The sequence below is a fragment of the Paenibacillus barcinonensis genome, from assembly GCF_003217495.1.
GTDB classification, from domain to species: domain Bacteria; phylum Bacillota; class Bacilli; order Paenibacillales; family Paenibacillaceae; genus Paenibacillus; species Paenibacillus barcinonensis.
The window spans coordinates 197,367-222,454 of sequence record NZ_QJSW01000005.1 but is presented as its reverse complement, the minus strand read 5'-3'; the positions used below and the strand labels follow the sequence as shown (position 1 = coordinate 222,454).

General features: G+C 48.0%; 19 protein-coding genes. 3 read left to right on the top strand and 16 right to left on the bottom strand.

The window, feature by feature from the left end:
* Positions 1-53: 53 nt before the first annotated feature.
* From DFQ00_RS10310 to DFQ00_RS10300, 4 genes are all read right to left on the bottom strand, one after another.
* Positions 54-1,031, bottom strand: coding sequence for a diaminopimelate dehydrogenase (locus DFQ00_RS10310; protein ID WP_110896393.1), 978 nt, complete (start codon positions 1,029-1,031; stop codon positions 54-56).
* Positions 1,032-1,265: 234 nt separating this feature from the next.
* Positions 1,266-1,835, bottom strand: coding sequence for a hypothetical protein (locus tag DFQ00_RS10305; RefSeq protein WP_110896392.1), 570 nt, complete (start codon positions 1,833-1,835; stop codon positions 1,266-1,268).
* Positions 1,836-1,936: 101 nt separating this feature from the next.
* Positions 1,937-2,086 (bottom strand): hypothetical protein, encoded by a 150-nt coding sequence (locus tag DFQ00_RS29125; protein WP_167433657.1) that lies wholly within the window; start codon positions 2,084-2,086, stop codon positions 1,937-1,939.
* 286 nt (positions 2,087-2,372) lie between these two features.
* Positions 2,373-3,128, bottom strand: a complete 756-nt coding sequence (locus DFQ00_RS10300; protein ID WP_110896391.1) for an exodeoxyribonuclease III — start codon at positions 3,126-3,128, stop codon at positions 2,373-2,375.
* Positions 3,129-3,216: 88 nt separating this feature from the next.
* On the opposite strand from DFQ00_RS10300, the gene DFQ00_RS10295 reads away from it, so the two are divergent.
* Complete coding sequence (locus DFQ00_RS10295; protein WP_110896390.1) at positions 3,217-3,711, top strand: WYL domain-containing protein; 495 nt, start codon at positions 3,217-3,219, stop codon at positions 3,709-3,711.
* Between the two features lie 108 nt (positions 3,712-3,819).
* Here DFQ00_RS10295 and DFQ00_RS10290 read toward each other — a convergent pair whose 3' ends face one another.
* The 8 genes from DFQ00_RS10290 to DFQ00_RS10255 all read right to left on the bottom strand — a co-directional run bounded on the left by DFQ00_RS10290 (position 3,820) and on the right by DFQ00_RS10255 (position 16,604).
* A complete protein-coding gene (locus tag DFQ00_RS10290; protein ID WP_110896389.1) occupies positions 3,820-5,664 on the bottom strand; it encodes an RICIN domain-containing protein in 1,845 nt (614 codons plus the stop codon).
* Positions 5,665-5,708: 44 nt separating this feature from the next.
* Complete coding sequence (locus tag DFQ00_RS10285; RefSeq protein ID WP_110896388.1) at positions 5,709-7,046, bottom strand: glycoside hydrolase family 43 protein; 1,338 nt, start codon at positions 7,044-7,046, stop codon at positions 5,709-5,711.
* A 507-nt stretch (positions 7,047-7,553) separates the two neighbouring features.
* The gene (locus DFQ00_RS10280; RefSeq protein WP_110896387.1) at positions 7,554-10,562 is read right to left on the bottom strand and encodes a beta-galactosidase; all 3,009 of its coding nucleotides are present in this window, start codon (positions 10,560-10,562) and stop codon (positions 7,554-7,556) included.
* A 113-nt stretch (positions 10,563-10,675) separates the two neighbouring features.
* Positions 10,676-12,175: a glycoside hydrolase family 30 protein gene (locus DFQ00_RS10275; RefSeq protein WP_110896386.1), complete on the bottom strand. Its 1,500-nt coding sequence runs from the start codon at positions 12,173-12,175 to the stop codon at positions 10,676-10,678.
* A gap of 128 nt (positions 12,176-12,303) precedes the next feature.
* The gene (locus DFQ00_RS10270) at positions 12,304-13,149 is read right to left on the bottom strand and encodes a carbohydrate ABC transporter permease (protein WP_110896385.1); all 846 of its coding nucleotides are present in this window, start codon (positions 13,147-13,149) and stop codon (positions 12,304-12,306) included.
* Entirely contained in the window at positions 13,142-14,029 is an 888-nt protein-coding gene (locus DFQ00_RS10265) for a carbohydrate ABC transporter permease (protein WP_110896384.1), read from the bottom strand. Before DFQ00_RS10265 ends, DFQ00_RS10270 begins: the two co-directional genes overlap by 8 nt.
* 103 nt (positions 14,030-14,132) lie before the next feature.
* Entirely contained in the window at positions 14,133-15,395 is a 1,263-nt protein-coding gene (locus DFQ00_RS10260; RefSeq protein WP_110896383.1) for an ABC transporter substrate-binding protein, read from the bottom strand.
* 180 nt (positions 15,396-15,575) lie between these two features.
* The gene (locus tag DFQ00_RS10255) at positions 15,576-16,604 is read right to left on the bottom strand and encodes a LacI family DNA-binding transcriptional regulator (protein ID WP_110896382.1); all 1,029 of its coding nucleotides are present in this window, start codon (positions 16,602-16,604) and stop codon (positions 15,576-15,578) included.
* 207 nt (positions 16,605-16,811) lie between these two features.
* Between DFQ00_RS10255 and DFQ00_RS10250 the strand changes: the two genes are divergently transcribed.
* The gene (locus DFQ00_RS10250) at positions 16,812-17,186 is read left to right on the top strand and encodes an iron-sulfur cluster biosynthesis family protein (protein ID WP_244213767.1); all 375 of its coding nucleotides are present in this window, start codon (positions 16,812-16,814) and stop codon (positions 17,184-17,186) included.
* A 473-nt stretch (positions 17,187-17,659) separates the two neighbouring features.
* The gene (locus tag DFQ00_RS10245; RefSeq protein ID WP_174812147.1) at positions 17,660-18,529 is read left to right on the top strand and encodes a hypothetical protein; all 870 of its coding nucleotides are present in this window, start codon (positions 17,660-17,662) and stop codon (positions 18,527-18,529) included.
* Between the two features lie 160 nt (positions 18,530-18,689).
* Here DFQ00_RS10245 and DFQ00_RS10240 read toward each other — a convergent pair whose 3' ends face one another.
* From DFQ00_RS10240 to DFQ00_RS10230, 4 genes are all read right to left on the bottom strand, one after another.
* Positions 18,690-20,750: a methyl-accepting chemotaxis protein gene (locus DFQ00_RS10240; protein ID WP_167433656.1), complete on the bottom strand. Its 2,061-nt coding sequence runs from the start codon at positions 20,748-20,750 to the stop codon at positions 18,690-18,692.
* Positions 20,751-20,837: 87 nt separating this feature from the next.
* Entirely contained in the window at positions 20,838-20,990 is a 153-nt protein-coding gene (locus DFQ00_RS29495; RefSeq protein WP_208643772.1) for a hypothetical protein, read from the bottom strand.
* A gap of 5 nt (positions 20,991-20,995) precedes the next feature.
* Positions 20,996-21,874 (bottom strand): amidohydrolase family protein, encoded by an 879-nt coding sequence (locus DFQ00_RS10235; protein ID WP_110896378.1) that lies wholly within the window; start codon positions 21,872-21,874, stop codon positions 20,996-20,998.
* Positions 21,861-25,088: a GNAT family N-acetyltransferase gene (locus DFQ00_RS10230; RefSeq protein WP_110896377.1), complete on the bottom strand. Its 3,228-nt coding sequence runs from the start codon at positions 25,086-25,088 to the stop codon at positions 21,861-21,863. The genes DFQ00_RS10235 and DFQ00_RS10230 overlap by 14 nt, the downstream gene beginning before the upstream one ends.

Sequence of the window (25,088 nt, the reverse complement as noted above, 5' to 3'; positions counted from 1 at the left end):
CTCTCGTAGAAGGGCGAGCTTTTTTTCAATAATAAGAATACTATACATGAATACTACAGCAGGTCACGGCGAAGGTCTGCAGCCGATTTTGGAGACAAATGGCCCAGTGGAATATCAAATACGGTCTTGGCCCCTTTATGTCCTTCCTGGCTCAAACGCTGTGCTGCCCGGGCATAGGCCACAAGTACACTGGCTGTGAATTCCGGGTTGCTATCCAGCTTCAGGCCGAATTCAATAATTTGTTTCTGCCCGTTGCCTGTAACTCCGCTACGAATAACAAAGCCACCGTGCGGCATGCCTGCATGCTCGGATTTCAGTTCTTCTTCACTGATGAAGGTAACGGTCGTATCGTAGTCTGAGAAATAGTTCGGCATATTCACAATCGTTGCACGAATTTCATCCTGGTTCGCACCTTCCTCCGCCACCACATAACATTGACGCAGATGTTTCTCGCGTGTGGACAGCTCTGGTGTTTCTCCTGAACGGATACGGTCAATTACTTCTTCTACGGGTACCGTGTATTGTACGCCCGCTTTTACACCCGGAACACGACGAATCGCATCCGAGTGGCCTTGGCTTACGCCTTTTCCCCAAAATGTATATTCTTTGCCTTCAGGCAGAATGGATTGGGCCAGCAGACGATTCATGGAGAACAACCCTGGGTCCCAGCCTGTGGAGATCACGCTTACATGTCCACCTTGCTCAGCTGCTGTGTTAACGACTTCGTAGAACTCAGGAATTTTCGCGTGAGTATCAAAGCTGTCTACAGTGTTGAACAATTTAGCGATAACAGGCGTCTGCTCCGGCAAATCCGTTGCAGAACCCCCGCACAGAATCATGACATCAATTTTGCCTATGTACTGCTCCGCCGCAGAGATGTGCTCAAAGCGGGCTTCTGTACCTTCAGCCACCATTTGCTCGGGATTACGACGTGTAAATATAGCAACCAGTTCCAGATCATCATTCTGGGTAATCGCTTTTTCCACACCTTTTCCCAGATTCCCGTAACCTACGATACCAACTTTAATCATGTTTAATCCTCTCCCTGTCTGAATCTTTTGTCTATAAGTCTATCTAAGGATATAACATACCATGTAACTTGTCAGGTTTCCAGATGTAAATAAAAAATACCTTGCAGCGGTGCCGCGTTAAAGCCGCCCCATGCAAGGTGTGGATAAAAAAACAATAGCCTGTATAAAGATTCTGTCTGGATTTATGTTCGAATCACACTTATAACATTTTCTTACTCTTAACGACGCGGTATCTTACGACTCCGACCATGTCAAGGTCAGTTCGATAACTCCTTGCTTACTTGCCATCGCACCGCCAATTAGAGACCAGCTATGCTTCTGATCGGGCTCAGTGCCCTGAATAATGATATTTTTTTCATCTATTATTTGTCCTGAATCTGTCAGTTTCTTGCTTGTAAAATAATCCTTATAGAGCTTGGATATCGTCTTCATGTCCTGCTCAGTGGTAAAGATCAGAATCGCGGATTTCTTTCCATCATTCTCTGTAGAAGTAGCTGTCGTAACCTTGGCATCTTCTGGTAAAGGGAAATCCTTAGGCAAGTGCTCCGGCATATCTTCCGCCGCAACGGTTTGACCTGCATCCGTTGAAGCTTCTGAAGCAGCAGGAGTAGATGCAGCTTCCGTATCCGTCGCCGTTTCATCTGTATTATCTGTGACAGCTGGCTCCGCTGTTCCAGATGTGGCCTCCGTATTCACCTTTTCGGATTCAGTTTTAGGCTGATCAGCAGAACTGCTGCAAGCACTTAATGCCACCATCATAACCAGCGCAGCGCAAGCCAATACATATGTTTTCTTTTTCACCATTAAATATCACTCCTTCTCGTTGTTTCAGGTTGTCATTTCACAAGTCAAGTGGTTACATCAGAAGCTTGCTTCTGTATGCAGCTTACACATCCCTCCTTTGTTTAGTCGAGTCCCAATGTCTGCCTTACTGCAGGTACAGCATCTACGGTATGTTGAATCCAAAGGGCTGATACGGATAACACAGTTAAGGATAACAGGCAGCTTATCGCAAGGATAGACAGGAATCGGGTGATGACTCTGATGTTTTTCATACCCCTCCTCCTTCTTCCAGCGAATTGTTTCTCTTTTGTCCGTTAACGTGTACATTAATCGTTCTACCTGTGTGGATGAATCGCTCAATATATAAATATTATGTATGCTTCAATCGTACCCAAGAAATGGCGAATTTGAAACAATCCCGAGTCCAGTTCTATCCCCAACCAAAGTCTAGTTCCCTTCCCCTACCTCTGATGACAAAAACCGTCTGTTTCCTTCACAGAAACACCAAAGGAAAACAGACGGTTATACTGGTTTGCACTACATAATTCTTGCTTACATTTACCCTTGCAGCTGCACGCCTACCGGGCAATGATCACTGCCCATCACATGGCAGTCAATATATGCGTCAGTCACCTTGGATGCGAGCTGTTGGGATACGAGAAAATAATCAATACGCCAGCCTACGTTCCGCTCTCTGACCTTTGGCATGTATGACCACCAGCTGTATACATCCGTTTGATCCGGGTGCAGGTGGCGAAAGCTATCAACATAACCTGACGCAAGCAGGTCTGTCATCTTGCCACGCTCTTCATCTGTAAACCCAGAGTTGCCCATATTGGGCTTCGGATTTTTCAAATCAATCTCCTGATGGGCCACATTCAAGTCACCACAGATGATGACTGGCTTTGTTTTCTCCAATTGCAGCACATATGATCGGAACCGGTCCTCCCACTCCAGACGATAAGGCAGCCGGGTCAGATCACGCTTGGCATTGGGCGTATATACATTAATCAGATAAAATGCATCATACTCCAGCGTAAGCATTCGTCCTTCCGGCTCGCTGTCCTCTTCCATACCATAGCGAACCGACAACGGCTTGATGCGGCTGAACACAGCTGTGCCGGAGTATCCTTTTTTGATCGCATAATTCCAGTATTGGTAGACGTCTTCGCCCAGCTCCATCTCGATCTGCCCTGCCTGCAGCTTCGTCTCCTGAAGACAGAAAATATCGGCCTCGCTCTGATGATAATAATCCATAAATCCTTTATTCACACACGCTCGCAGTCCGTTCACGTTCCAGGACACCAGCTTCATATTCTCATCTCCTCACATCTCTCCAATATAACATGAGCCCAATTCGCGGGACAAGACATCACATTATGGTGAGGGGAGATAGTCATGAGTGCCCTATATTGAGTATCAGCGCATCATTTTTACACCATGGACATTTGAAGAGAACTCTGCGGATTTTCGTGTATTTCGTGTTGACCGGATTAGCGGAATTCAACGTGAGGTCGATCAAAGCCAGAAATTGGACCTGGATGAAGAGAATATTCAGGGGTGGATCATGCGTAAGGATGAGGAAACTCCTTTGGAGCTTAAAGTGTTATTGTCACCAGATGGTGTGCGAAGATGTCAATCCGATGTATGGTTATCTTCATTCATGCAGGTTAATGAAGACGGTTCAGGAATAATTCATGCTCAGATGAGCACAAGTTACATCCCCTGGGTGGTCAGTTTTTTTCTGGGTTTAGGCACAGATGCACATGTGACACATCCCCCTCAGATCCGTGACCAGATCCGCACCACCTTGCAAGCAATCTGCTGCACAATATGCGGATTAAATCTTCAATTAAGGGAAAAGCAGCCTGCCGATTGGCAGACTGCTCTTTATTGATTTCCTTCAATTCATTTATTTCTGACTCATAACCCATAACTTATAACTTTTCATTTGAACATCGTCATCGTCGTTTATCGTTTGACGGTCTGTCCTGTCCTGCACATTCTAGTTTACTTTGACAAGACGCCATTGCTGATTCGCTCCACCGTTATCCTCCCACTGAATGGTAGACGCACCTGCCGTCATGGAGCCCTGATTGATATCTACCGTCAGGCCGCTGTTGCGATTGGCCAGCACCAGATATCCCCCGACATCAATAGGCAGCCACTGCTGGTTGTACCCTCCGTTAGCCTGCCATTGAATTAGCGCTGCTCCGCCCTGGGTTGAGCCTGAATTGACATCAAGCAGCAGCCCGCTGCCTACGTTACGAAGGCTGTAATATCCGTTACCCGCAGGCTCCAGCTTCCATTGCTGATTCACTGCTCCATTGTCATTCCACTGGATGATGGTTGCTCCACCAGCGGTTGAAGCACCATTCACATCCAGTACAAGACCGCTGTTGCGGTTGACAAGCTTATAAATCGCTCCTGCTTCATACCCAGTGCTGCCACTGTAGGATGCACCAGAGATGACATAAGTAGTTACCGATCCTGCTTTGGCTGTCGTGGTGAATGTTTTGTTCTGAACCGGGATATTCGTTAGCTGCTGCAATTTCTCCGTCACAGACGTGCGATAGACCTGCACAGACGAGCCTACACTTGAGAAACGGCTCAGATCATAGGTTACAGAGGTATCCGTTGCTTCAGAATTCGTTGTAACCAGCACGATTTTGCCGGAAGCTGCATCGTAAGCCGCCAGAGTATTGGCATCACTCATGCCGATAATTTTGTAGCCTGGGCGAATAAATTTACTGTAATTGCCCATGACATAATATTTCTGATTCACCGTGTAGCTGGTCGTTTGCGTATTGTTCAGTACGTTTTTGAAAAATCCCCAGCCATCTGCACTGTCCACCGCTTGCCAGTACACCCATGCACTTGTACCCATATTGCGCATATCCTTAAGAATCGTACGTGACATCGTCAGGCCACTTGCATCTCCATCCCCGTATTCGGATGTCCATAGATGTTTGCCGGCAGACGTTGCCGTATTTCGCAAGGCTGTACGGTTGCTGCCCCCATACGTATGTGTGTTAATCTGGCTGATCGCCGATTGCACGGAGCTGCTGTAGCTTTTAAAGGAAGCGTTCGTATCATCCAGACTATATTCTTCCGGTGCGCTCAGCTTCGTTGTCAGCCCTTTGGCATTCAGGGACGCCTGAACCTGACTCAGAATGGTGTTCTGCTCTGCCCGGTCGAAGTGCATGCCCTCCTGATCATTGCCCTGCTTCCACCAGGTTGAGACAGGTTCATTCAGCGGGGTCACCGTGTCGAACGCAATGCCCCACTGATCGCGGAAATGCTTCACCACCTCGGTCAGATAATCGGCAAAATCATCATAATAATCTGGCTTGAGGTTATTACCGCCATTCGCTGCACCTGAGACGCTGCCACTAATAGTCATCCAATATGGCGCCGAGTTAGCAAAAGCTTCAATGATGTTCACACCCTGCGCCTTGGCGGCTTGCAGCATATATCGCTGATTCCCATCCGCAGTCCAGTCGTATACGCCCGGAGAAGGCTGATAACCGGGTACAGCTTTGCGATATTCAAGAACGTTGGACGACGGGTTATCTCCGCCTCCAATGTTGTATCTCAGAATATTCAGACCAAGCCCTGTCGTTGGATTAAACATTTTTTCGACATACTCATCCCGGTTCGAATATTCACCTACCACCTTGCCCCACCAGGCCAGTGATGTGCCCCAGCCTTCAACGGTCTGATATTGTTTCGATGGGTCAGCAGCAGCAGTATATGCTCCCGCAGCCGACACTTCTGTTCCTGAACCCAAACTGCCAGCCAGCAATGTTCCACTCAGCAGCACGGCACTCATTCGTTTCAACCACTTCATACGTTCATCTCCTTATCATTTGGATATAAACCTTGAGGCAGACGCTACTGGGCAATTTCCCGGAAAGTGGCATCCTGTTTATCCAGCGTTGTAACGACAGGCTGCAATCGCAGGATGTTATCGTAATGACGCAGATACAAGTTCGGATTGGTAAAAGAGGCGTAAGAGCTCCAGCTTGCATTCGCCAAACCATTGACACGTTTGAATGTAGCATCATCCCGGAAGGCAGCACTGCCATCATTTTTCACCAGCAGGATGTTACCATTATTATTGCGCAGGAAATAACCGGGATAATTCATCGCTTCAAATGAAATGCCAGCAGTGTTAGACAGTCCAGGTACAATTCGAAACTGGGCATCCTCTGCGGGACTAACACTCGAATCAATACGGGCCTGATAATTGTAGTGACGAACAAAGCTGCCCGGTACGTTAAACGATTCCAGCTTGCGTATATCACCCGGTTGTCCGGCTTCCCTTAGCACTGTCATATGGCGAACCATGCCGGACAGACCTGCAATCTCCTGTTTGGCACTCCAGCTCTGGAAGTTATCTGCAGAATCGCTGTAGTAATATTTGTGATCTGCGTATCCGTCAAAATACATGCGCCAGGAGCCGTTATCCAGCTGTACCAGCGCCGGTCCCTCTACCCACGAGCCCCAGCCGGCCCAGTCTCCTGTGCCTTTGAACGTATACGGTCCTGTCAGGGAATTGGCTGTGGCATATTCGATGTATTTGGTGGTTTCGTTCTTGGTAAATGCATGATAGGTGGACCCTGTTTTCACGACAAAGGTGTCAATATAATTGGGAGCAATGCCTGCAAGCACCGTCGGTGCTGACCATGATGTGGATGCCAGATTGCTACTGGATGCGGTAATCACGTATGGCTTAAAGTTTTCATAGTTGCCGGGAGAGAGCGAAACGATGATGTTCACACTGCCATTTGTGTCCTTGAACCATTCTGGTGCCCATGTATGTGCGATCGGGGTTGGGGTGGACAGTGTGATGTTGCGGACAAAAGTCCAGTTCATCTTGTCTGGACTGGACGCGATGCCAATGGTATTGCCTGACCAGTTTGTAGTGTACACCACATAATATAGGCCATCGGTGTGTTTCATGATGCTGGGATCGCGAATAAGATCGGATGCAGGCGGTGTGTACGCCGGACCTTTCAGCAAGCCGTAGTGAGTCGCATTATACGATTCATAGATGTACATGTTGGACTCGCTTGTGTTCGTAAAAGCTGTCATCGTATAGACACTGGTGGTTGCTTTAACTGTATTCGGGAATACGGCAGTGAATATGAGCAATAATCCAAGCGTTAGCATAAAGGTAATTTTATAACTACCCCATCGCTGTACCTTGTGTTTCTTTTTGGCTAACATGAATTCAACTCCTTATCTGAACAATCATATTGGACTGCCTTCTGACTGAACGAAGCGTGTGTTTAAACCTACTTTCCATTCGCCAAGCAGCACCTTGCGGTATCCGCCCCTGCCCCCATTTACATGAAACATCACCCCCTTGAATGATCAACCGTTGATCCAACTTCATGTATACGCTTACAAAAATAACTCGCATCATCTCTTTTCGATTGCATGGGACGAACGGATACGTTTCTATTCCCCCTATTGAAGCGCTCTATGATTCCCCAATGAAGGCTCTATCACCTCATCAATGAAAAACAAATCCTCCGCATTCCGATGTAAAGCCCGTTTATTACAAGATTCAAGATTCGTATCAAGTTCTCCTGTGATTCAGGCTTACAATAGAATGCGGGGATTTCATTTTCACTATCTAGATTCATACTTCTACATGCTATCGGTCTTGCTATTGGTGTCGCTGCGTGTACATCTAGTTCTAGTTCTAGTTCTTGCTTCAAACGCTATTTTTTACTTTTCTTCTCCTACGGTAACCCATGGATACTTCGACATCGCATCCAGCATCAAGCGCACACGTTCAGGAGTTCTTCCTTCTTCATCAAAAATAAGCAGTTCATTCTCTTCCTTCAGCCATGCCATCGGAATTTTATAATCCTCCTGTGGGCCAATCTGCCAATATCGGCCGAGATGATGCCCGTTCACATGGATCGTGCCTTTGCTCATACCCGTAAGCCGAAGCATTAGATTGACTTTATGCTGTTCGCCCGTGACAGGCTTGGCAAAACGCCAGCGGTACCAGACCGGCTGATGATACGAATCGCTGCTGGCTGCAAAATTGGAAATTGAATTGCCAGTAATAGCGCTGTTTGATGGCTTCCCATCCAGGTTGGACCGCGTTGCTGCATCATACACTTCCCACTGCTGCGGAAGCAGGGCATCCGTGCCCGCCATTCTCCAATCCTGAAGCTCACCGTCATTCGTGTAGGTCATGAGTTCCAGTCGGTTAAGCGGTGAACGGCTATATGGCATCTCCAGCGTATTCACCTCTCCTGGCTTCACATAACCAGACAGGTCCAGGGTCTGGAAGGCAAACCAGTCCTGATAGGCAGGCATCTGGATTTCGACGCCGTTAATTCTCAAGCCTTTGCTCAGCGCACCTACAAGCACTGCCCGATCCATGCCCTCCAGCGTAAAGCTGCGACGAAGCACGGTTCCTCCGGGAGCATCATTTACCTCATCCAGATGCAGGACGCCGGTATCTGTCAACCAATCCCGTCGCAGATCCTGAACGTGTCCTCCAAGGTACAGCGGTCCTGCCACACCTTTGCTTTCACCCAGATAAGGGGAGAAGTTCAGTCTGCCCATATGCTGGACAAGCAGCTGCAATGTATTCCTGCCCTGAACTACACGAATCGGGACAGCGGCCGCACCGACCTGACGCACCAGCGCTTGCTCGGCACCGTTCACGATAATTCTCGCGGTATCCTGAATATCCGGCAGAATCAAATTTGTCGTTTCATCGGCTACACTGTCAAAATGACATTCATATAACAGGTATCCAAAGTCCTGACCATACCGGGAAAAATCCATCGGCTGCCCGCTTGCAGTGCGCTGCTTCGCCGTTAAGGTGATTCGGGAGTAGTCAGGAGAACCAGACAACACCGGAACGGAAGGAGCAGCAGGGGTTACATCAGCAAAATGCTCGGAATCGGATTCCAATATCGAATCTTCCTGTACCCCGGCCTTGTTGATGAAAAATGCTCGTGCGGTCCGTGTCTGTTCGCCCTCTTGCCAATCGCCAAGCAGCATTATCGTGCGCTCAGGATCAGCAATCATGCCTTTCACTTGACCGGATGGTGTAACATGCACATCGTCAAAGCCGATGGCATAACACAGGCTCTGGCGATCTGGCGATTCTACGCGCCATGTACGATTCATCGTTTCCTTGTCCAGAAGCATGAAACGAATAAGAGTACCGTTTGCTTCAACACGCATCACACCTGGCTCCTGAAAGTGAAACAGGTCAAAGCGGTATGCATTTCTCACCGTATCCTGTTCAACCAGCACTTGCATCGTGCTGTCCTTCAGAACAAGTCCTCCCGCGCCCAGCGCAGGTGTCGATTCTGAACCAAGCTCCAACTCGATTACCGAGCGCTGTCCCCTGTCCGCTGCGATGAATAAGGTCAACTCGCCGTTAACCATCTCATTACCTGCAATTAAAGCACCGGCAGTCAAGTAGACTTGCTCCGCAATCTGTACACGATCCAGCAACGGAACAATCTGACCCGGATGTATAGATACTGGCAGCGTACGACCTTCCTCCAGCGTAAGGTGCACAGTCTCACGTTCATCCTTGTTACTGTCTATGAACCAGATTTTCTCCTGCCCCGACTGCCTTCCGCGCACGGAAATACCACCCGGATGACGCACCTGAATCTCTTCAGTCGGAATGTCCTCGGACTCCATCAATAGTGAGCCAAATGCACGTATAAAATAAGACAGGTTCTTGGTCACTGCATATTTTGGAGTTACGCGCCCATATTCGTTCAGCGGTGCATCGTAATCATAGGAGGTGATCATGAAAATATCACTGCTGCCTAATGTTCTGCCACCATACCCGCCGAAGTTCGTGCCACCATAGAACATGTAATGACTGATGCCCGTATATCCGGCCCGCAGCACTTCCATAATTCTTCTGTCCAGCAACGGTGCTGTCTTCTGAATCGCAGAAGGTCCTCCCCAATTCTCGAACCAACCGGTCCAGAATTCCGTCACGATCTTCGGTGTATCTGGCTGCTTGGCGCGCAGGTTCGCATAATGACCGTCTGCTCCCGACCAAAAATTGGCCCCTTCAATCGTGCCCTCTGCTCCGCCAACACATGTGATGAGCGGAACGTCGATGCCACGCTCCAATATGCCGTCTCTCAGCGTTGTCATATGTGCGCTTGCCGCCTCATCCTGCATCAGATATCCGTATTCGTTCTCAACCTGCACCAGAATGACCGTACCTCCGGCAGATAGCTGACGCTTCCGAATGATCGGAATGAGCTGATCAAAATACAGCTGTACATAGTGCAAATATATTTCGTTATTCTCACGGAACTTCACACCTGGCTTGGTACCCAGCCAGTACGGAAAACCACCGAAGTCCCACTCTGCACAGATAAATGGTCCTGGACGTGCAATAACCCACATGCCCAGCTCTGCACACAGATCAAGAAAAGCACCACAGTCGTGATCTCCCTCAAAGGACCACTGCCCCTCCTCAGGCTCATGCACATTCCATGCAAAATAGGTGTCGATGCAGTTCATGCCTGCCAGCTTTGCCTTCAGGAGAACATCACGCCATTCCTCCTTCGGCATGCGGAAATAATGGATCGTTGCACTGTTCAGAAAGATACGTTCACCGTTCAGATAAAAACTACGTGCATCATATGTCAGTTCAGAATGAGCCTCATGCTCACGCCTGAACTCGTTATTTTTGGGTTCCTGAAATAAAAGGGACGTTTGCTCTGTCAACGTACTCCCCTCCTTCTCATTTTATGGATAAGAGCGATCTATAGATAATACATATTCACACTGAAAACCACGTTGTTCTAGCATAATGCTCCAATCGCTGTTACATTGTGTAGTTACTTCTTTACCGTTGGTACAACACCTTCCAGCACCACGGTAGTGATGGAGTTGTCTGCGACGGGCACTTCAATGCCATTCGCATACACCGAAATATCCTCCAGCTTCTCCATATTGTGTTCTGGTGATGTCTGATACACCTGGGCAGACGTTGTTTTGTGGTAATCCCAGCCGCTCAGGTCAAACGCCTTGCTTGCCGCAGACAGCTCATTACGAATAACCAGCACCAGCCGGTGGGCTTTTGCATCATAAGCAGCAAGCGTTCTTCCTTCATCTGTCGGGATAATGACCGCGCCTGGACGAATGTACTTGGTAAACTGAGCCATGCCATAATATTGCTTGGTCATCTCATACTGCTCATCCCCGTTAAAATTCGCATGGATGAAGCCCCAGTTATTATTTGCTCCTTCATCCTCGATAGCCTGCCAGTATACCCAGGCAGACGGCTGCATGATTTTCAGATCAAACATGATGCGCTCGGCCAGCTCCTGTACCGAGGTCATATCCTCATGGTTATGCGACTCGCTGCCGCCAGTACCGTATTCGGACATCCACAGCTTTTTTCCCAGCTTGCCTGCCAGCTCGCGCAGCTCTTCCATTTTGCTGCCGTTATACGAATGGGTATTGATCTGCTGCACTGCATCAATCGTCTCCTGATCATACAGGCTGAAGTTAAACACGGTCTCATCAATGCTGTTATCATCCGCGGCACTGATTACGGTACCATTCAGTCCTTTGCTTTGGAGAGAAGCGGCCGTTTTCTTAATAATCTCGGCCTGTTTCTCGTTGCTGAAATGGCTGCCCTCCTGCATGTTGCCCTTCTTCCACCAATCGGAGGAGGGCTCGTTCAGCGGATCGAGCGTACGGAAAGTGATCCCCCACGTATCCCGGTAATGCTTCACCACTTCGGTCAAATAATCGGCAAACGCATCATACTGGTCGTCACGCAGATTGTTGCCGCCATCCTCCGCACCAGTGACCGAGCCGCTGATGGTCATCCAGTAGGGCGGCGAGTTGGAGAACGCCTCGGTAATGTTTACCCCGCGTTTCATCGAACCCTGAAGAATGGAGCGCTGACCTGCATCCGCATCCCAATCCCACTTCCCCGGCTCAGGCTGGAAACCCGGAACGTCACCGCCTGGACGAAGCGCCTTCATCTCCGGGTTCTCTTCACCGCCGATGTTGTAACGCACAATGTTAAGCCCAAGCCCTTTGACCGGGTCAAATACCAGATCCATAACCTCATCGACCTTGGCCTGATCCTTCCAGTTGCCCAGATCATTGGCCCACCAGGCCAGCGATGTGCCCCAGCCTTCAAAATGATCATACGACTGCTCCAGCTTCAGATGCACCGGCTCTTCCTGAAATACTAATGTTTTGGGTGCTTGATTCATATAATGATTGATAACAATTCCTCCTATAGCCGCCAGCGCAAGCAAGGCTGTTCCTGCGAAAATCATGCTTTTGTTGCGCCTGCGGCGATGCTCGTTATGCGCCATGCTCTAAACACATTCCTTTCCCATGCACGATAGTTGACACCCGTTATAGCTCATAGCCTATAGCTAAAATGCTGATCCTTCCTGATACTTACTCTGCAAGGCAAAATGGCTTCATGCTGCATACCTCTTTACTTAATACCGCTGCTGCCTCCGCTAATATTGGCCTCGTATACATAACGCTGTCCAAACAGATATACCAGCACCATCGGAATGGTAAGGAACAAGGAAGCGACCATCACCAGATTCCATGGCGGCATTTGTCCTCCACCAACCGTTGTCAGCAATTGAACCCCTAACGCCAGCGGCATTTTCTCTGGATCATTGATATAGATGAGCGGTCCCATGAAGTTCCCCCAGTTATAGGAGAACGAAAAGATCGCAATCGCTGCCAGAATCGGATAGGTGAGCGGCATAATAATTTTCCAATAGATGCCTGGATGCCCCATGCCGTCAATCATCGCTGCCTCATCCAACGACTTGGGTATACTCATTACAAATTGACGAATCAGGAACACGTTAAACGCTCCGGCAAAAAAGCTTGGTACAATCAGCGGGTAAAATGTATTAATCCAATCCAGGTGACGGAAGATGATAAACTGCGGTACCATCGTCACTTCCCCCGGAATCATCATCGTGCTCAGCAGAACGACAAACAGGAAACGGCTGCCCTTGGCCTTGATACGAGCGAACCCGTAGGATACGACCGATGCGGACAAGACAGAACCGATAATCGTAAATACGGTGATAATGACTGAGTTTTTCAGATATGTGCCCAGATTGTTATGCGTAAAAATGGTATAGAAATTGGACCACTGGAATTCCTTCGGAACAAATGTAAATGCTGATTTGACGGTTGTCGCGTCACTTGCAAGCGCAATTGAGACCATGTACAGGAAAGGCGAAGCAAGCAGCACCCCGACCAAAATCAGAAAAATATAAGATATCGTCTTCTCTACAGCCGATGGATTACTCATTTGCTTTTCCCTCCTCGTAATGCACCCATAGCGCCGATGAACGGAATACAACTAATGTGAGCGCCATGATGATGATAAACAGCACCCAGGCAATGGCCGATGCGTATCCCATCTTGTAGAACTGGAAGGCGTTCTGGAACAGGTATGGCACCACCATCTGACTGGCATTGTCGGGTCCCCCGGCTGTAACGATAAATACCTGCGCGAAGGTCTGTAACGCCCCGATCATACCGGTTACGAGATTAAAGAAAATGACGGGTGTGAGCATCGGGAACGTAATATGGAAAAAGGACTGACTGCTCTTCGCTCCATCAATGGCTGCAGCCTCATACAGCTCCTGCGGAATGCCCTTCATCCCGGCAAGCAGCAGGACAACTCCGCCACCGACTCCCCACAGGGACATCAGGATCAGAGCCGGCTTCACCCAATTCGGATCCAGTAGCCAGGATGGCCCCTGAATACCAAAGAGAGCCAGAGTCTGGTTAATCAGACCTTCTGTCGGTGCAAGCAGGTGGATAAACAGCAAGGAGCTTGCAACGACCGGTACGACGGACGGCAGGTAGAACAGAATACGGAAGAACGTTATTCCCTTGAGCTTTTTGTTCAGATAATATGCGATCCAGAGCGAGATCGACATGCCCAGTGGAATGGATATCAGGGCATAGAAGAACGTATTTCCTACCGATTTCCAGAAGATCGGGTCATCTGTCAGCAACGTTTTGTAGTTGTCGATACCGATAAATTCAGGGGACTGGAACAGATCCCAGTTCGTAAAGCTCATGTAGATGGAAAACAGGATCGGCCCCAGGGTCAATCCCAGAAATCCGACCAGCCAAGGCGAGATGAAGAGATAAAACCATTTCCCGTCCTTTTTTTTCACGTTAAGCCCTCCCATGACGCAGAGAGCAGATGAAATCCGCCTTGGTGCCGAATTCCATCTGTCCTCCTGTCGATGCTATTTGTACATGATGTTCAAAAGTCGTTTACTTATAGAGTCGTTCCAGTCCGCTCTGGATTCCCGTTACTGTATCATCCAGCGATGCTTTGTTGTTGAAGTATACGCCCAGCTTGTCATTAATCAGCTTCATCATTTCATTCCACTGTGGATTGAACGGCTCCGCATAGATTTTTGATTCGCTGAAAGCAGCCATGTTAATCTTTTTGCCGCCATATTCCGCATTCAGGAATTCTTCACTGGACAAGCCTGCTTTAGTAGCTGGTGCGTCCTGTCCGGCTTTGATCATTGGCATCTGAGCTTCAGGTGTAGTCAGAGCTTCAATGATTTTGAAGGCCTCTTCTTTGTGTTTGGATGCATTCGTAATTGTAAATCCGTTAAAGAAGGCGTTGGTCTCGCCCCAGATTGGAGAGATATCCCAGTTGATGCCTTGTACCTTAGCCAGTGAACCAATGTTCCAGAAGCCTGTGGTCTCCATCGCAATTTTGCCTTGTGCAAAGAGCGGGTCGGCACCTATGTTCCCCATATCCGCAATCTCGGTTGGTGTTGGTCCGGCACCATGTGTGAACGTCAGATCATTCATGAACTGCAACGCTTTACGCACTGGCTCTGTGTTAAAGGTTGGCTTGCCGTTCTCATCAAACAAGGAGCCGCCGTTCTGGTAGATCAACTGCATCCACTGCGGCCACCAGCTGCCCGGGTAGTAACCCCACTGCACTGTTTTGCCATTCTCCTTCACAGTCAGCTTCTGAGCAGCGGCCATCAGGTCTTCCTGTGTCCATTCTTTGGTTGGATAAGCTACGCCAGCTTTATCGAACAGGTCTTTGTTATAAAAGAGAACCATCGCCCCTGCCCGGTCCGGCATTCCGTATTGCTTGCCATCGTATTTCATCAGATTGGCAATATCGTCAGAATAACGCTCAGACATATTCACGTTGTTTGCTTTAATCATGTCATCCAGCGGAATAATTTGATTTTTGGCGGCGTACGCCTGATAGTTCTCGGCAATCATCATAATGTCAGGTGCGGTGCCTCCGGCAATCATCGTTTGTACCTTCTGGTCATAATCACCTGCAACGACATTTAGCTTCACGTTGATATCCGGGTACGTCTTTTTCACAATATCCAATCGTTCCTGATAGATTTTCTTCTCATCTTCCGAGCCCCAGATGGTCATGCTCAGGTCTATTTTGCCCCCGCCCGAAGCACCCTTGCTTCCGTTACTGCAAGCAGTCAGACCCATGACAACAACCAACATTAATAACGAAATGAATTTTAAACTTCTTCTCATACGTTACGCCCCCTTAAACTAATGAATGGATGACCGTTTTGTGAAACCCATTTCATGAAATGGGTTTCATTAACCTTAAATATAAAACCCGTTCCATTTATGAAAGGGGTTTCATTGGCACCTTCATTATATTTCAGCCTTCAAGTGAATGTCAACGCTTTCTTTCACACCATACTTGCTTCACTTGGCCACAGGTCCTGTGCTCTGGCGTACAATCAGCTCAGGCTGCAGAATGATCTGTTTCTTCGGTTTGCCTTGATTAATGAGATCATGGAGTACATCCACGGCCTGCTTGCCCAGCTGATACGTATTCTGGGAGATGGTTGTCAGTTCCGGTATAACAGCTGTCGCCAGTGGCGTATCATCAAAGCCAATAATCGAGATGTCCTTCGGAATGGACAGCCCATGCTCAATCGTTGATTTGATCGCACCAATCGCTGTATTGTCGTTAACACAGATTACGGCTGTTGGCGGATTGTCCCGATCCAACAGCTTGGACATTTCACGCTTACCGTCTTCGATGGAGAAGCTTCCAAGCAGCTGACGTTCTTTCGGTATTTCGAGTCCATGCTCGCGTAATTTCTTCTGTACCGCCTTCACCTTGACCATTGTCGTGGACAATTCCTTCAAACCGCCGACGAAAGCGATTTCTCTGTGTCCAAGCTCAAGTAGATGTTCGGCAGCCATCGCCGCACCTGCGCCCTCATCTGTATACACACGGTGGAATCCACCCTTGGCAATGTTACCATTTACAAGCACAATCGGCATATGTCTGCCCATATCCATTAATTCCTGTGCCATGTTATCCGGGCATACTTGCAGGTTAATACGACCGCCGAGAAAGATAATGCCATCCACCCGTTTCTCTCGAAGCATAGACAGATATTCAGATTCCCGATTGTAATCCCCCGCCGTGTTGCACAAGAAGAACGTGTACCCGAGACCACGTGCCTCATTCTCTGCACCCCAGAACACTTCTGGGAAGAAGGGATTCGTAATATCAGGCAAAATGATCGCGATGGTGCCTGTTTCTTTCTTGATCAGACTGCGCGCCTGCGCATTGGGCTGAAACTGATGTTTTTCAATAATCGACATAATCTTCTCCCTCGTGCTTGCACGAACAGGGGCTGTGTCATTCAACACCCTGGAGACGGTCGAGACAGATACGTTTGCTTCCTTCGCGATGTCATATATGGTGATTGATGTCATAGGGGAACCTTCCTTTTTCTCTATATTCCTGCTTATCATACCAGATAAGATATGACGATGTAATGCATTTCATCCGCAAGGTTTGGGTACAAACATTCGTTGTAAATATTTTCATATTACATGTATGAACTTCCTTTATTTTACTTCTAACCCCCTGCTCAGGTCCATATATTAAAATTGTAAGCGAATTCATTGGAGAAGAGGAGTGTGAACGAAGTCATGATGCTTCAAGTGAGTCCGCAGGCAGAAGCAAGACTTGTCAAACTGCTGAGAGATCAGCCGGGTTATTTTAAATTATTTTATGATACCGATGGATGCAGCGATGACGGAATTGCGGTGCTTCTCATTTTAAATGAACGGGACAGTGATGATGTGTCTATTCAGGCAGGGAAGCTTCCATTTGTCATAAATAAGCAGCAGCAGATGTACTTCGAGTCTGGTTTAAATCTTCAATTCGTTAATAGCTTCCCGTTGTTTCATCTAAGCAGTGATTCAAGGAATTACGGAAATAACATAAAAGTCGTTGATCTGAGAGATTCGGCTGCTGTGAAATCGGAGTCTAATGAATGGTTCGTGGGATAATTGCCTTGCCATGTACAGCTCCTTAAACCTCCCATATTCGCATTTGTGAGAAGGGAGGTTTTTAGCATTTCGATACATATTTCTTACAGATCATCTATACAATCCCTTTGATATGATCTATAACAACAAACTTTCTCTCATTTGTAGCGTTATTTAACTATAAGACACCCCCTAATTATCAATATACAGAAACCTTACCCGTTGGCAGGGACATAGTGAAATTATCAGATATACATATCAAATATAAAGGTCGGTAAATCATGGTGAACTATTTAGCATGTAAAACCCCAGTCTCTATATTTTTGCTCTCACTCCTCCTTATTTCAGGATGCAGCAACAACGATACCAGAAGTAACACTCAAAGCCCATCTGTTAATTCACCCCTCTCAACCAGATTTGGCGTAGTGCAGACCCATGAGTACCTCTCCATCACCAACACCGAATACGTCAATGGGACAGATTCCAATGATGGAATGAAAATGAATGTCTATACGTACGAATTACAGTCCAAAACGCTCAACAAAATGACTGACTTGCCATATAACTCTCAATATCCCTTGACCGTAGTTTCGTTGGCTGAAGACACTACCTATTATTCAGGTGAAGGCAAAAATAAAGGGGACGAGTTATTCGCCTATGATATGAAAACACGGCAGGCGAAGCAGCTAAGCTCTAATTTATTTGCAATTAATGCCATTATCCCGGATGCTACTGAGAATACACTAATGATGGCTGCTGTGCAAAAAGGAGAACGCCCTGTAAAAGTCATGTTTCTGGATAAAGCAACACAAAAAATCTCGATATTAAATGAGCAAGATTCAGACACGACCACCTGGGACATTTCGTATGATCCCGAAACAGAGGAAGCATACGCCATCCAATACTCCGAGGAAGAACAGTACGAACAGATGGAAAAATCAAATCAGACCCAAAAACCGATGGTTCCACCCAGTCATACCATTATTGAAATTAATCCCGTAACGAAGCAAACCCGCCCAATCATTACACTTAAAGATGAACAAATTCTCACCTTATCCACAAGAGGCAATCAGATGCTTATAGCCACTGCCAAACATATTAATAAATTGCCCATCGGCTATAGTCTGGTCGATCTGAAGACAGGACAGCGCAAAGAACTACAGCTTCCAATCAAGGCCAGCAGCGAGTTGTTTCTAGATAAGGAAGGTAATGGATTTTATTTTCTCGGGGAAAAGGGGAACGGCAATACAGAGCGCGGCATTTATCATTACGATATGAGAACAAGCGAGATTGAGACTATTTTTCTGCAAAAAGAAGGTTTTATCAATAACTTCACGCTCATATCGGAGCCTGTGTCAAAATAAAGAAACCTCCCACTCAACATGCTTGAATAGGAGGTTCAATAACAATCTTTGAAAGGATTAATTTACCCTGGAAGGTTTGAGGTTTAATCCTGTGACAGTCATATTATTTCTTATATAAATCCTTACATTAACATTCCTTAAACCCTTACGTTATTCCCTATTAACTGGTTTTAAATCTTGCAGATTCCTCAGCCAACTGCTTGGTCAGCGTGTCGATCGTCTGCACCAGTTCGGCCAGATGCTCCGTCATTGCGGATTGCTCCTCCATCGTGGCGGTCACTTCTTCAATAGATGCAGATACTTCCTCGCCTGAAGCCGACAAGCTCTGTGCAGCACCGAGCACATCGTCTTTATCCCGTTCAATGGACTCAATCTCGTCCGCAATAGCCTGTACCTGGTTCATCATCTGCTGCATACTGCGAGTAACAAATTGAAAGGTTTCCTTCGTCTGCACAACACTGCTCTTATGCTGGTCCGCAATCGCTTCGATGGCCTGAACACTCTGATTATTTTGCTCGACATGTCCAATGGTCTGCATCACGATCCGGTTAATGTCTTCGGACTGAGCCGTTGTCTGCTCCGCGAGCTTGCGTATCTCGGAAGCTACAACAGCAAAGCCCCGTCCCTGCTCGCCTGCTCTTGCCGCCTCAATCGATGCATTCAGTGCAAGCAGCTTGGTCTGTTTGGCAATCTCGGCAATCGTACTCGTAATCTGTTGAATGCCGATAGAGCTCTCTGCGAGCTGAACGGTGATTTGCGAAATGTTATTCACCTCGGCTTCATTCCGATCATTGACCGCGATAAGTGCATCAATGACTTCATGATTATTTCTGAATGCATCTGTAATTTCATCAGCCTGAGCCATGACGGATTGTGACATCTCGTTCACCTTGACGATTTTGCCGCCCACGTTCATGAATTTATCCACAATGGCCTCGGTATCATTCGCCTGTGATTCCATCGCCCGTGATATCTCCAGCGTAGTTGCTGTTGTATCGTTAATCGTTGCCGACGTCTGTTGTGCAGACCGATCCAGCTCCACCGTGCTTGTTTTCAAGACATGGATCGAACTATTCATGCTGGCAATGAGCTGTCTGTTGCCTTCCGCCATCGTATTGAAGCTGTCTGCCAGTTCCCGGAATTCTCCGCTGTATTTCCCTGTCGCCTGCACGGTCAAATCTCCCCCGGCCAACTGCTTGAACAACGTTGTAATGGCAGAGACCGGTCTGGTCATCACCCGTGATAGCAGAATACCCACGATCACCGAAAAAACAATTGAAGTGAATAACACGATATACATTTTATTCGCCATACTTTTTAATGGCTTATTCACATCGACGTAGGAATCCTCAACAATGATGGTCCAATCCGACTGCGGAATTTTGGAATAAAATACAACCTTCTCATCATCGCTTAACTCCCCTTGCTGCAATGCTTCACTTGGAGCCAGATCGACAAGAGACTGATACTCCCCCGATTCGAGCGGTTTCCCTAACAAACCTTGGTCTGCCGAATGATACATCACTTTGCCCACCCGGTCCAGAACAACGACTTTGCCTTCATCATTAATCTTGACGTTCTGTAGCTGATTCACAAAAAAAGAAGTCGAAATGGTGGCAATCAGCACCCCATTGACTTGTTGGTTCTCATCATACATCGGGGAAGAAAAAACTGTACCCAGTGTACCGAGCGTCTTGGAAATAATGCCTTCGCTGATCACCTGACGTCCCTGAATCGTTTCTTTAAAATAAGCCCGGTCAGAACGATCGCCTCCCACTGCTTTCGGCTCATTCGCTGCAATAACCTTACCATTCCGATCAATCAGCATAAGCACTACCGCGCCTTCGATGCCTTCGAGGCTTTGGGCCAATATGTTGTTAGCTTCATCAACCAGTCCTTGATGTTCATTCAGAAATGCGTCAATCTCCTGAGCTTCATTCTCACTGCGAATGGAAAGCAATTGCTCGAAGTCCTTATGTTTTGTCATCAGAAATGCGGCCTGTTCCGCCATATTCAGTGAGGTAAGCAATCCTGCTCCAATTCGATCCGAATTGGCATGAATTTCATCCTTACTTTTATTCTGGGTAATGCCTTCCGCTACCTTGTAACACAGTAAAGCTGTTATGGTGAGTACCATACACACAAGAATACTGATCATTAAAGGTAATTTAACTCGAAAAGACATGTTGATCAGACGTTGCCTTGCTTTTGCAAAAAACATGAAAAAATCCACCATCCATCCTCTTTTGATATGAATCAATATAATATCCAACATTTTAATATCGGTCGTTATTACATTTTCTGAAAGTTAATGAATCGTTTTCGCAAAAAATATTTTGCCTACAAAATATTCAGGATCACCATGGTTCTTCTGCACTCTAATCCATACCCAGTGTCCCTCTACGCCAAAAAAGCTACTGCCAATTAAAATGGCAGTAGCTTTTGGAGTTGAATTGAACATCGATGCTAACCCAGCTCCGCAATTCGCTGGCTAATACGCGGGAACAGGCCGAAGGCATTCTCGTAAAACACCTTCTCATGATGCTGCTCCGGCACAAGTCTGCGAACGAATTCCGCATACAGGTCGATCGGAGCCAGCGGCCAATCGGTGCCAAACAGCATTTTCTCATAATGATCCGAATAAACCAAAGCCCGGCGGAAATGATCCATAAACAGCGGCTCGTTCATAAAGCGTTCGAAGTGAGGTCGATCCCCGACCACAAGGCCGGACAGATCAGCGTAAACATTCGGATTCTTCGCCACCACTTCGGCCGCATCCATCACCCAAGGATCACCAAGATGACAGATCATGAAGTTCACGCCGCGCTGCTGCAAGGCAAGCTCGTCCACCGTCAGCGGATGCGAATATTTAAGCAGGCCGTTCATCGAGTAGGTGTCTCCCGTATGGATGACCACAGGCAGATTGTATTTGGCCGCCAGCTCATAGACCGGGGTGTAGATTTTGTCATATACATAGTGATGATAGTAACCAGCATACAGCTTGATTCCCGCCACTTCAGGCGATCGAAGTCTGGCTTCAATCCGGTCCAGCTCGTCCTGAGCCTGTCTGCCATCCAGCCGGTTGGGATTGATGCCCACACATTCCATCAGGAACGATGGAACCTGCTCTTCCAGGTCCAGCCCCATCGGGTTAGGCGAGCTCGAATCAGGGAAGGCTCCCTTCGTCTGCTCGCTTACCCCCATGCCGATGCCTAGAATAACGTCATTGCGGTCGAATTCCGCCTTGAGACCAGCCGTACTGTAATCTACCTTGGACAAGTCAATCGCAGTTCGGTGAAAGCTGTCGATGTCAGATAGATGAATGTGGATATCAATGATGGGCATCGTGAGCCTCCTTTTCATTTGTGGTTGTTGCAAAATTCAGCTTCAACAGTTCGTGCACATCTGCTGTCTGGAGCTTGATTGGAGCCATGACAAGATAGGTTGGCTCTGTCCAGACCGTCTCACCGTCTTTGAGCGTTAGCTCATGTGTGACGTGATGTCCCGTGACCACATTGTTGGCAAACGCCCAGGCACGCTGATTCGGATAGCGATTCACCGTATGCAGCATGTTATGACGCGAAAGCGAGCCTGCTCGGAAAACGTGCTGTATCGGCAGGCCAATATCCACCTTGCCCAGCGGAAAACGGTCCTTACCCGGTTGCTCGATCCAGCCTTCTGTATACACATCGGATGGCTTGAAGAAGCGGGCTTCTGTAAGAGCATAATTTGCCCGTGTCAGGCCGCTATGATTGGTCACAGAAATCAAGGTGCACAGCACAGGCACACCAGGCAGCATCAGATAATGCTGATGAACCGTCATGCCCCGATTCGCTTCATGCTTGTCGATCTGTATCGTGATCTTCATGCCTTTCCACGCATTGCCGTATTGATCCTTCTGCTCCGACCACGATATACTTGTTTGTTCCAACTGACGGCTGAATCCATTCATTCCGGGAATATCGACAGTCATTCCACCATACCACGGGTTCCACCAGGAACGAGGCGAAGGCTCTGGATACGAGCTGTCCAGCCATTCCTCTCCCTGAAGCTTGAGCGAGTGCACAACACCACAGAAGGCTGGATCAGCCGTGATCGACAATACGCCATTGTTGACGGTATATGATGCTCCTGAGTCTGCTGATCCTTCTTCAACCACTTGCTGCACTTCGGAACTTGTCTGCGGGAACCAGAGCGCGGTTCGCTCCTGAATCCGATCCTCTCCACGATATACACTGCGTACTTTCCAGCTGCTAATGTGCTCCTGCGAGTGGGCACGTTCAGGAGAGTCGGTACGGTGCTGATCAACCCAACCTGCTGCCGTTCCATTCTCCTTGGGTGAAAATTCAAGCTTAGCCGAGCTCAGCTGTGATGCCGCGTCCAACTCCATCGTATGGGCCTTCATCTCCGCCTCGTCGCCCTGCTGCACGTACAAATCCCATGTGCCAGCAAGCGAAACCTGCTTTCGCTCGATTAATTCTGCCTGAAGCACATCCGGTGCAAAGGGATTCCCGTCATTCAACGTCATATCCAGATGACTGCACAGCACAGGGATCACCGTACTTGGCTGTTTACGGGCAAATGCACGGAAATCCGACCATTTCGCAAACGTGTTCAGCGCAAATACCGTTTCCTTCGTAGCAGCCGAAGCACCTGCCTCCAAGCGTCCAAGCTCATGCTGCAATCCCAGCGTATACTCCGGCTTCAACATCTTGAGTGAAGGGTCCCAATAGATGCCACACGCCCCATACTCTTCCTTGCAGAATAGCCAATTCTCTGTAATCTGTGCACTATCCCAGTGGTTTGGATCACCGGCATAATCATCGCCCATATCCACAAAACGCCCCTGATAAGGCAGAATAAGCCGATTACCGAAGAAGCCAAAGTTATTCATGAGGAAAAGCTCTTCCTCCCACGCCGTATCACGTGTATTCACAACCTCACAGGAAAAGGTCGCAATGCCGTTAGCGGACAGCTTTCCTATCGTTTTCAGCACCAATCCAGGGAAGCTTTCCAATTCATAGACGGCTTCCAAAACCTGATGGTTCCCTTCCCCGTAAATCTGTACTTGCTTTGCTTCTTTTCTGGACAGCTCTTCGGAATATGGTCTCCCCAGCTTCGGATACGTCCACCAGAAGGAATGGCGCGACCCCGGATATTCAATCCACATCACGTTATCATGTTTGTTCATATGGAGGGAATATGCGCCGTTCACCGCGATCCACTGACCATTCGCCTCACCACCATACCTGCCCTCAATCCCCTTCATTAGCACAGACAGTTTTCTTGTAAAAGAAATCTCCGATCCTCCCGCTGGAATAGCGGTGATCTTCACATCCTGTGCATAGATGCCATAGGTATGCAGGGTAAACGGAACGGGTACAGCACATTTACCTTTGGCTGGCACCGTGAAGCTCAGCTTACGCTCCGTCCAATCCAGAAAATCCTCTACGGGCAGCTCCAAGGTAAACTTCGTTTCGGCATCCACATTGTTTTCAACGTTCAGGATCAGCTCTGCGGGGATACCCGGATACAGTTCCTTCACCGGTAGAACCGGTGTAATCTTTGCCGGAAATTTGGGGTTAATACCAAGCCGGAACTGAGCCTGCTTACCGTTAATAAGCCAGATGCTGCTGATGGCCGGATGCGTTTTGTTCCTGTTCTGCTCCTCTGCTAGTGGATCGAGGTGGAATTCGCCCTCCACGGTGATCGTTTCGCCTGGCGGTACCGTTTGCACAGTATGCAGGGGAAAACGGATATTTTTGTCATCCTTCCCCTTGATCTCGATGTTGAGATCAGAGGTTGATTTATTTTGGATATGATAACGCACGGCATAACTCGAACCAAACACCAGATGATGCTCATCAACCTCAGTGTGAATATGATAATCCGGCGTTTCGAGAGCGGCCAGGCCGCGGCCTGTTTTTTCAAAAGAAGCCCGCAGGGAGATGTCTCCTTTTTGCCACGTATAATCGAAGAAATCAAACCCGCGCTCCTCACGCCCGTCCGGCTCGACCACCAGCTCACGGGTACTGTCGGCATACCAATCTACGGTTTTAAAATAATCCGCAAGTGTCTCCATCTGCAATACAGTCGGGATAAAGTTCATCAGATGCACGCTGTCGTCCTTTTTCTCCCAAAAGAATCCGCATTTCTTGTACATCGGCACCGCCTTCGTATTGCCGCCCCAAGTGAACAGGTCCAGACGCGGCCACCCGGCCTCCACCGTTTTCTCCACAGCCTTCAGGATCAGATTGCGGCCAACCTTGTAACCATGATAGTCGGGACGAACGTTAAGCAGCGGTACATATAGTGCGTTCTCGTCAAAACGATAATGAGCAAAGCTGCAAAAACCGACGACCTCTTCATTATGAATCGCCAGATATTCATGCAGGTTGGAGGAGTTCTCCATCTCCTGCCGAATGGCCTCCTCTGTTCTCTGCCTTGTGCCGCCTCCCCAGCTCTCGTTGCTTCGATTCCACATCTCTGCCAGACTGGCGGCGTAAGAATGGTCGTATTCAATAATATGAATCTGATCCACGATAGATTGTATGCTCAT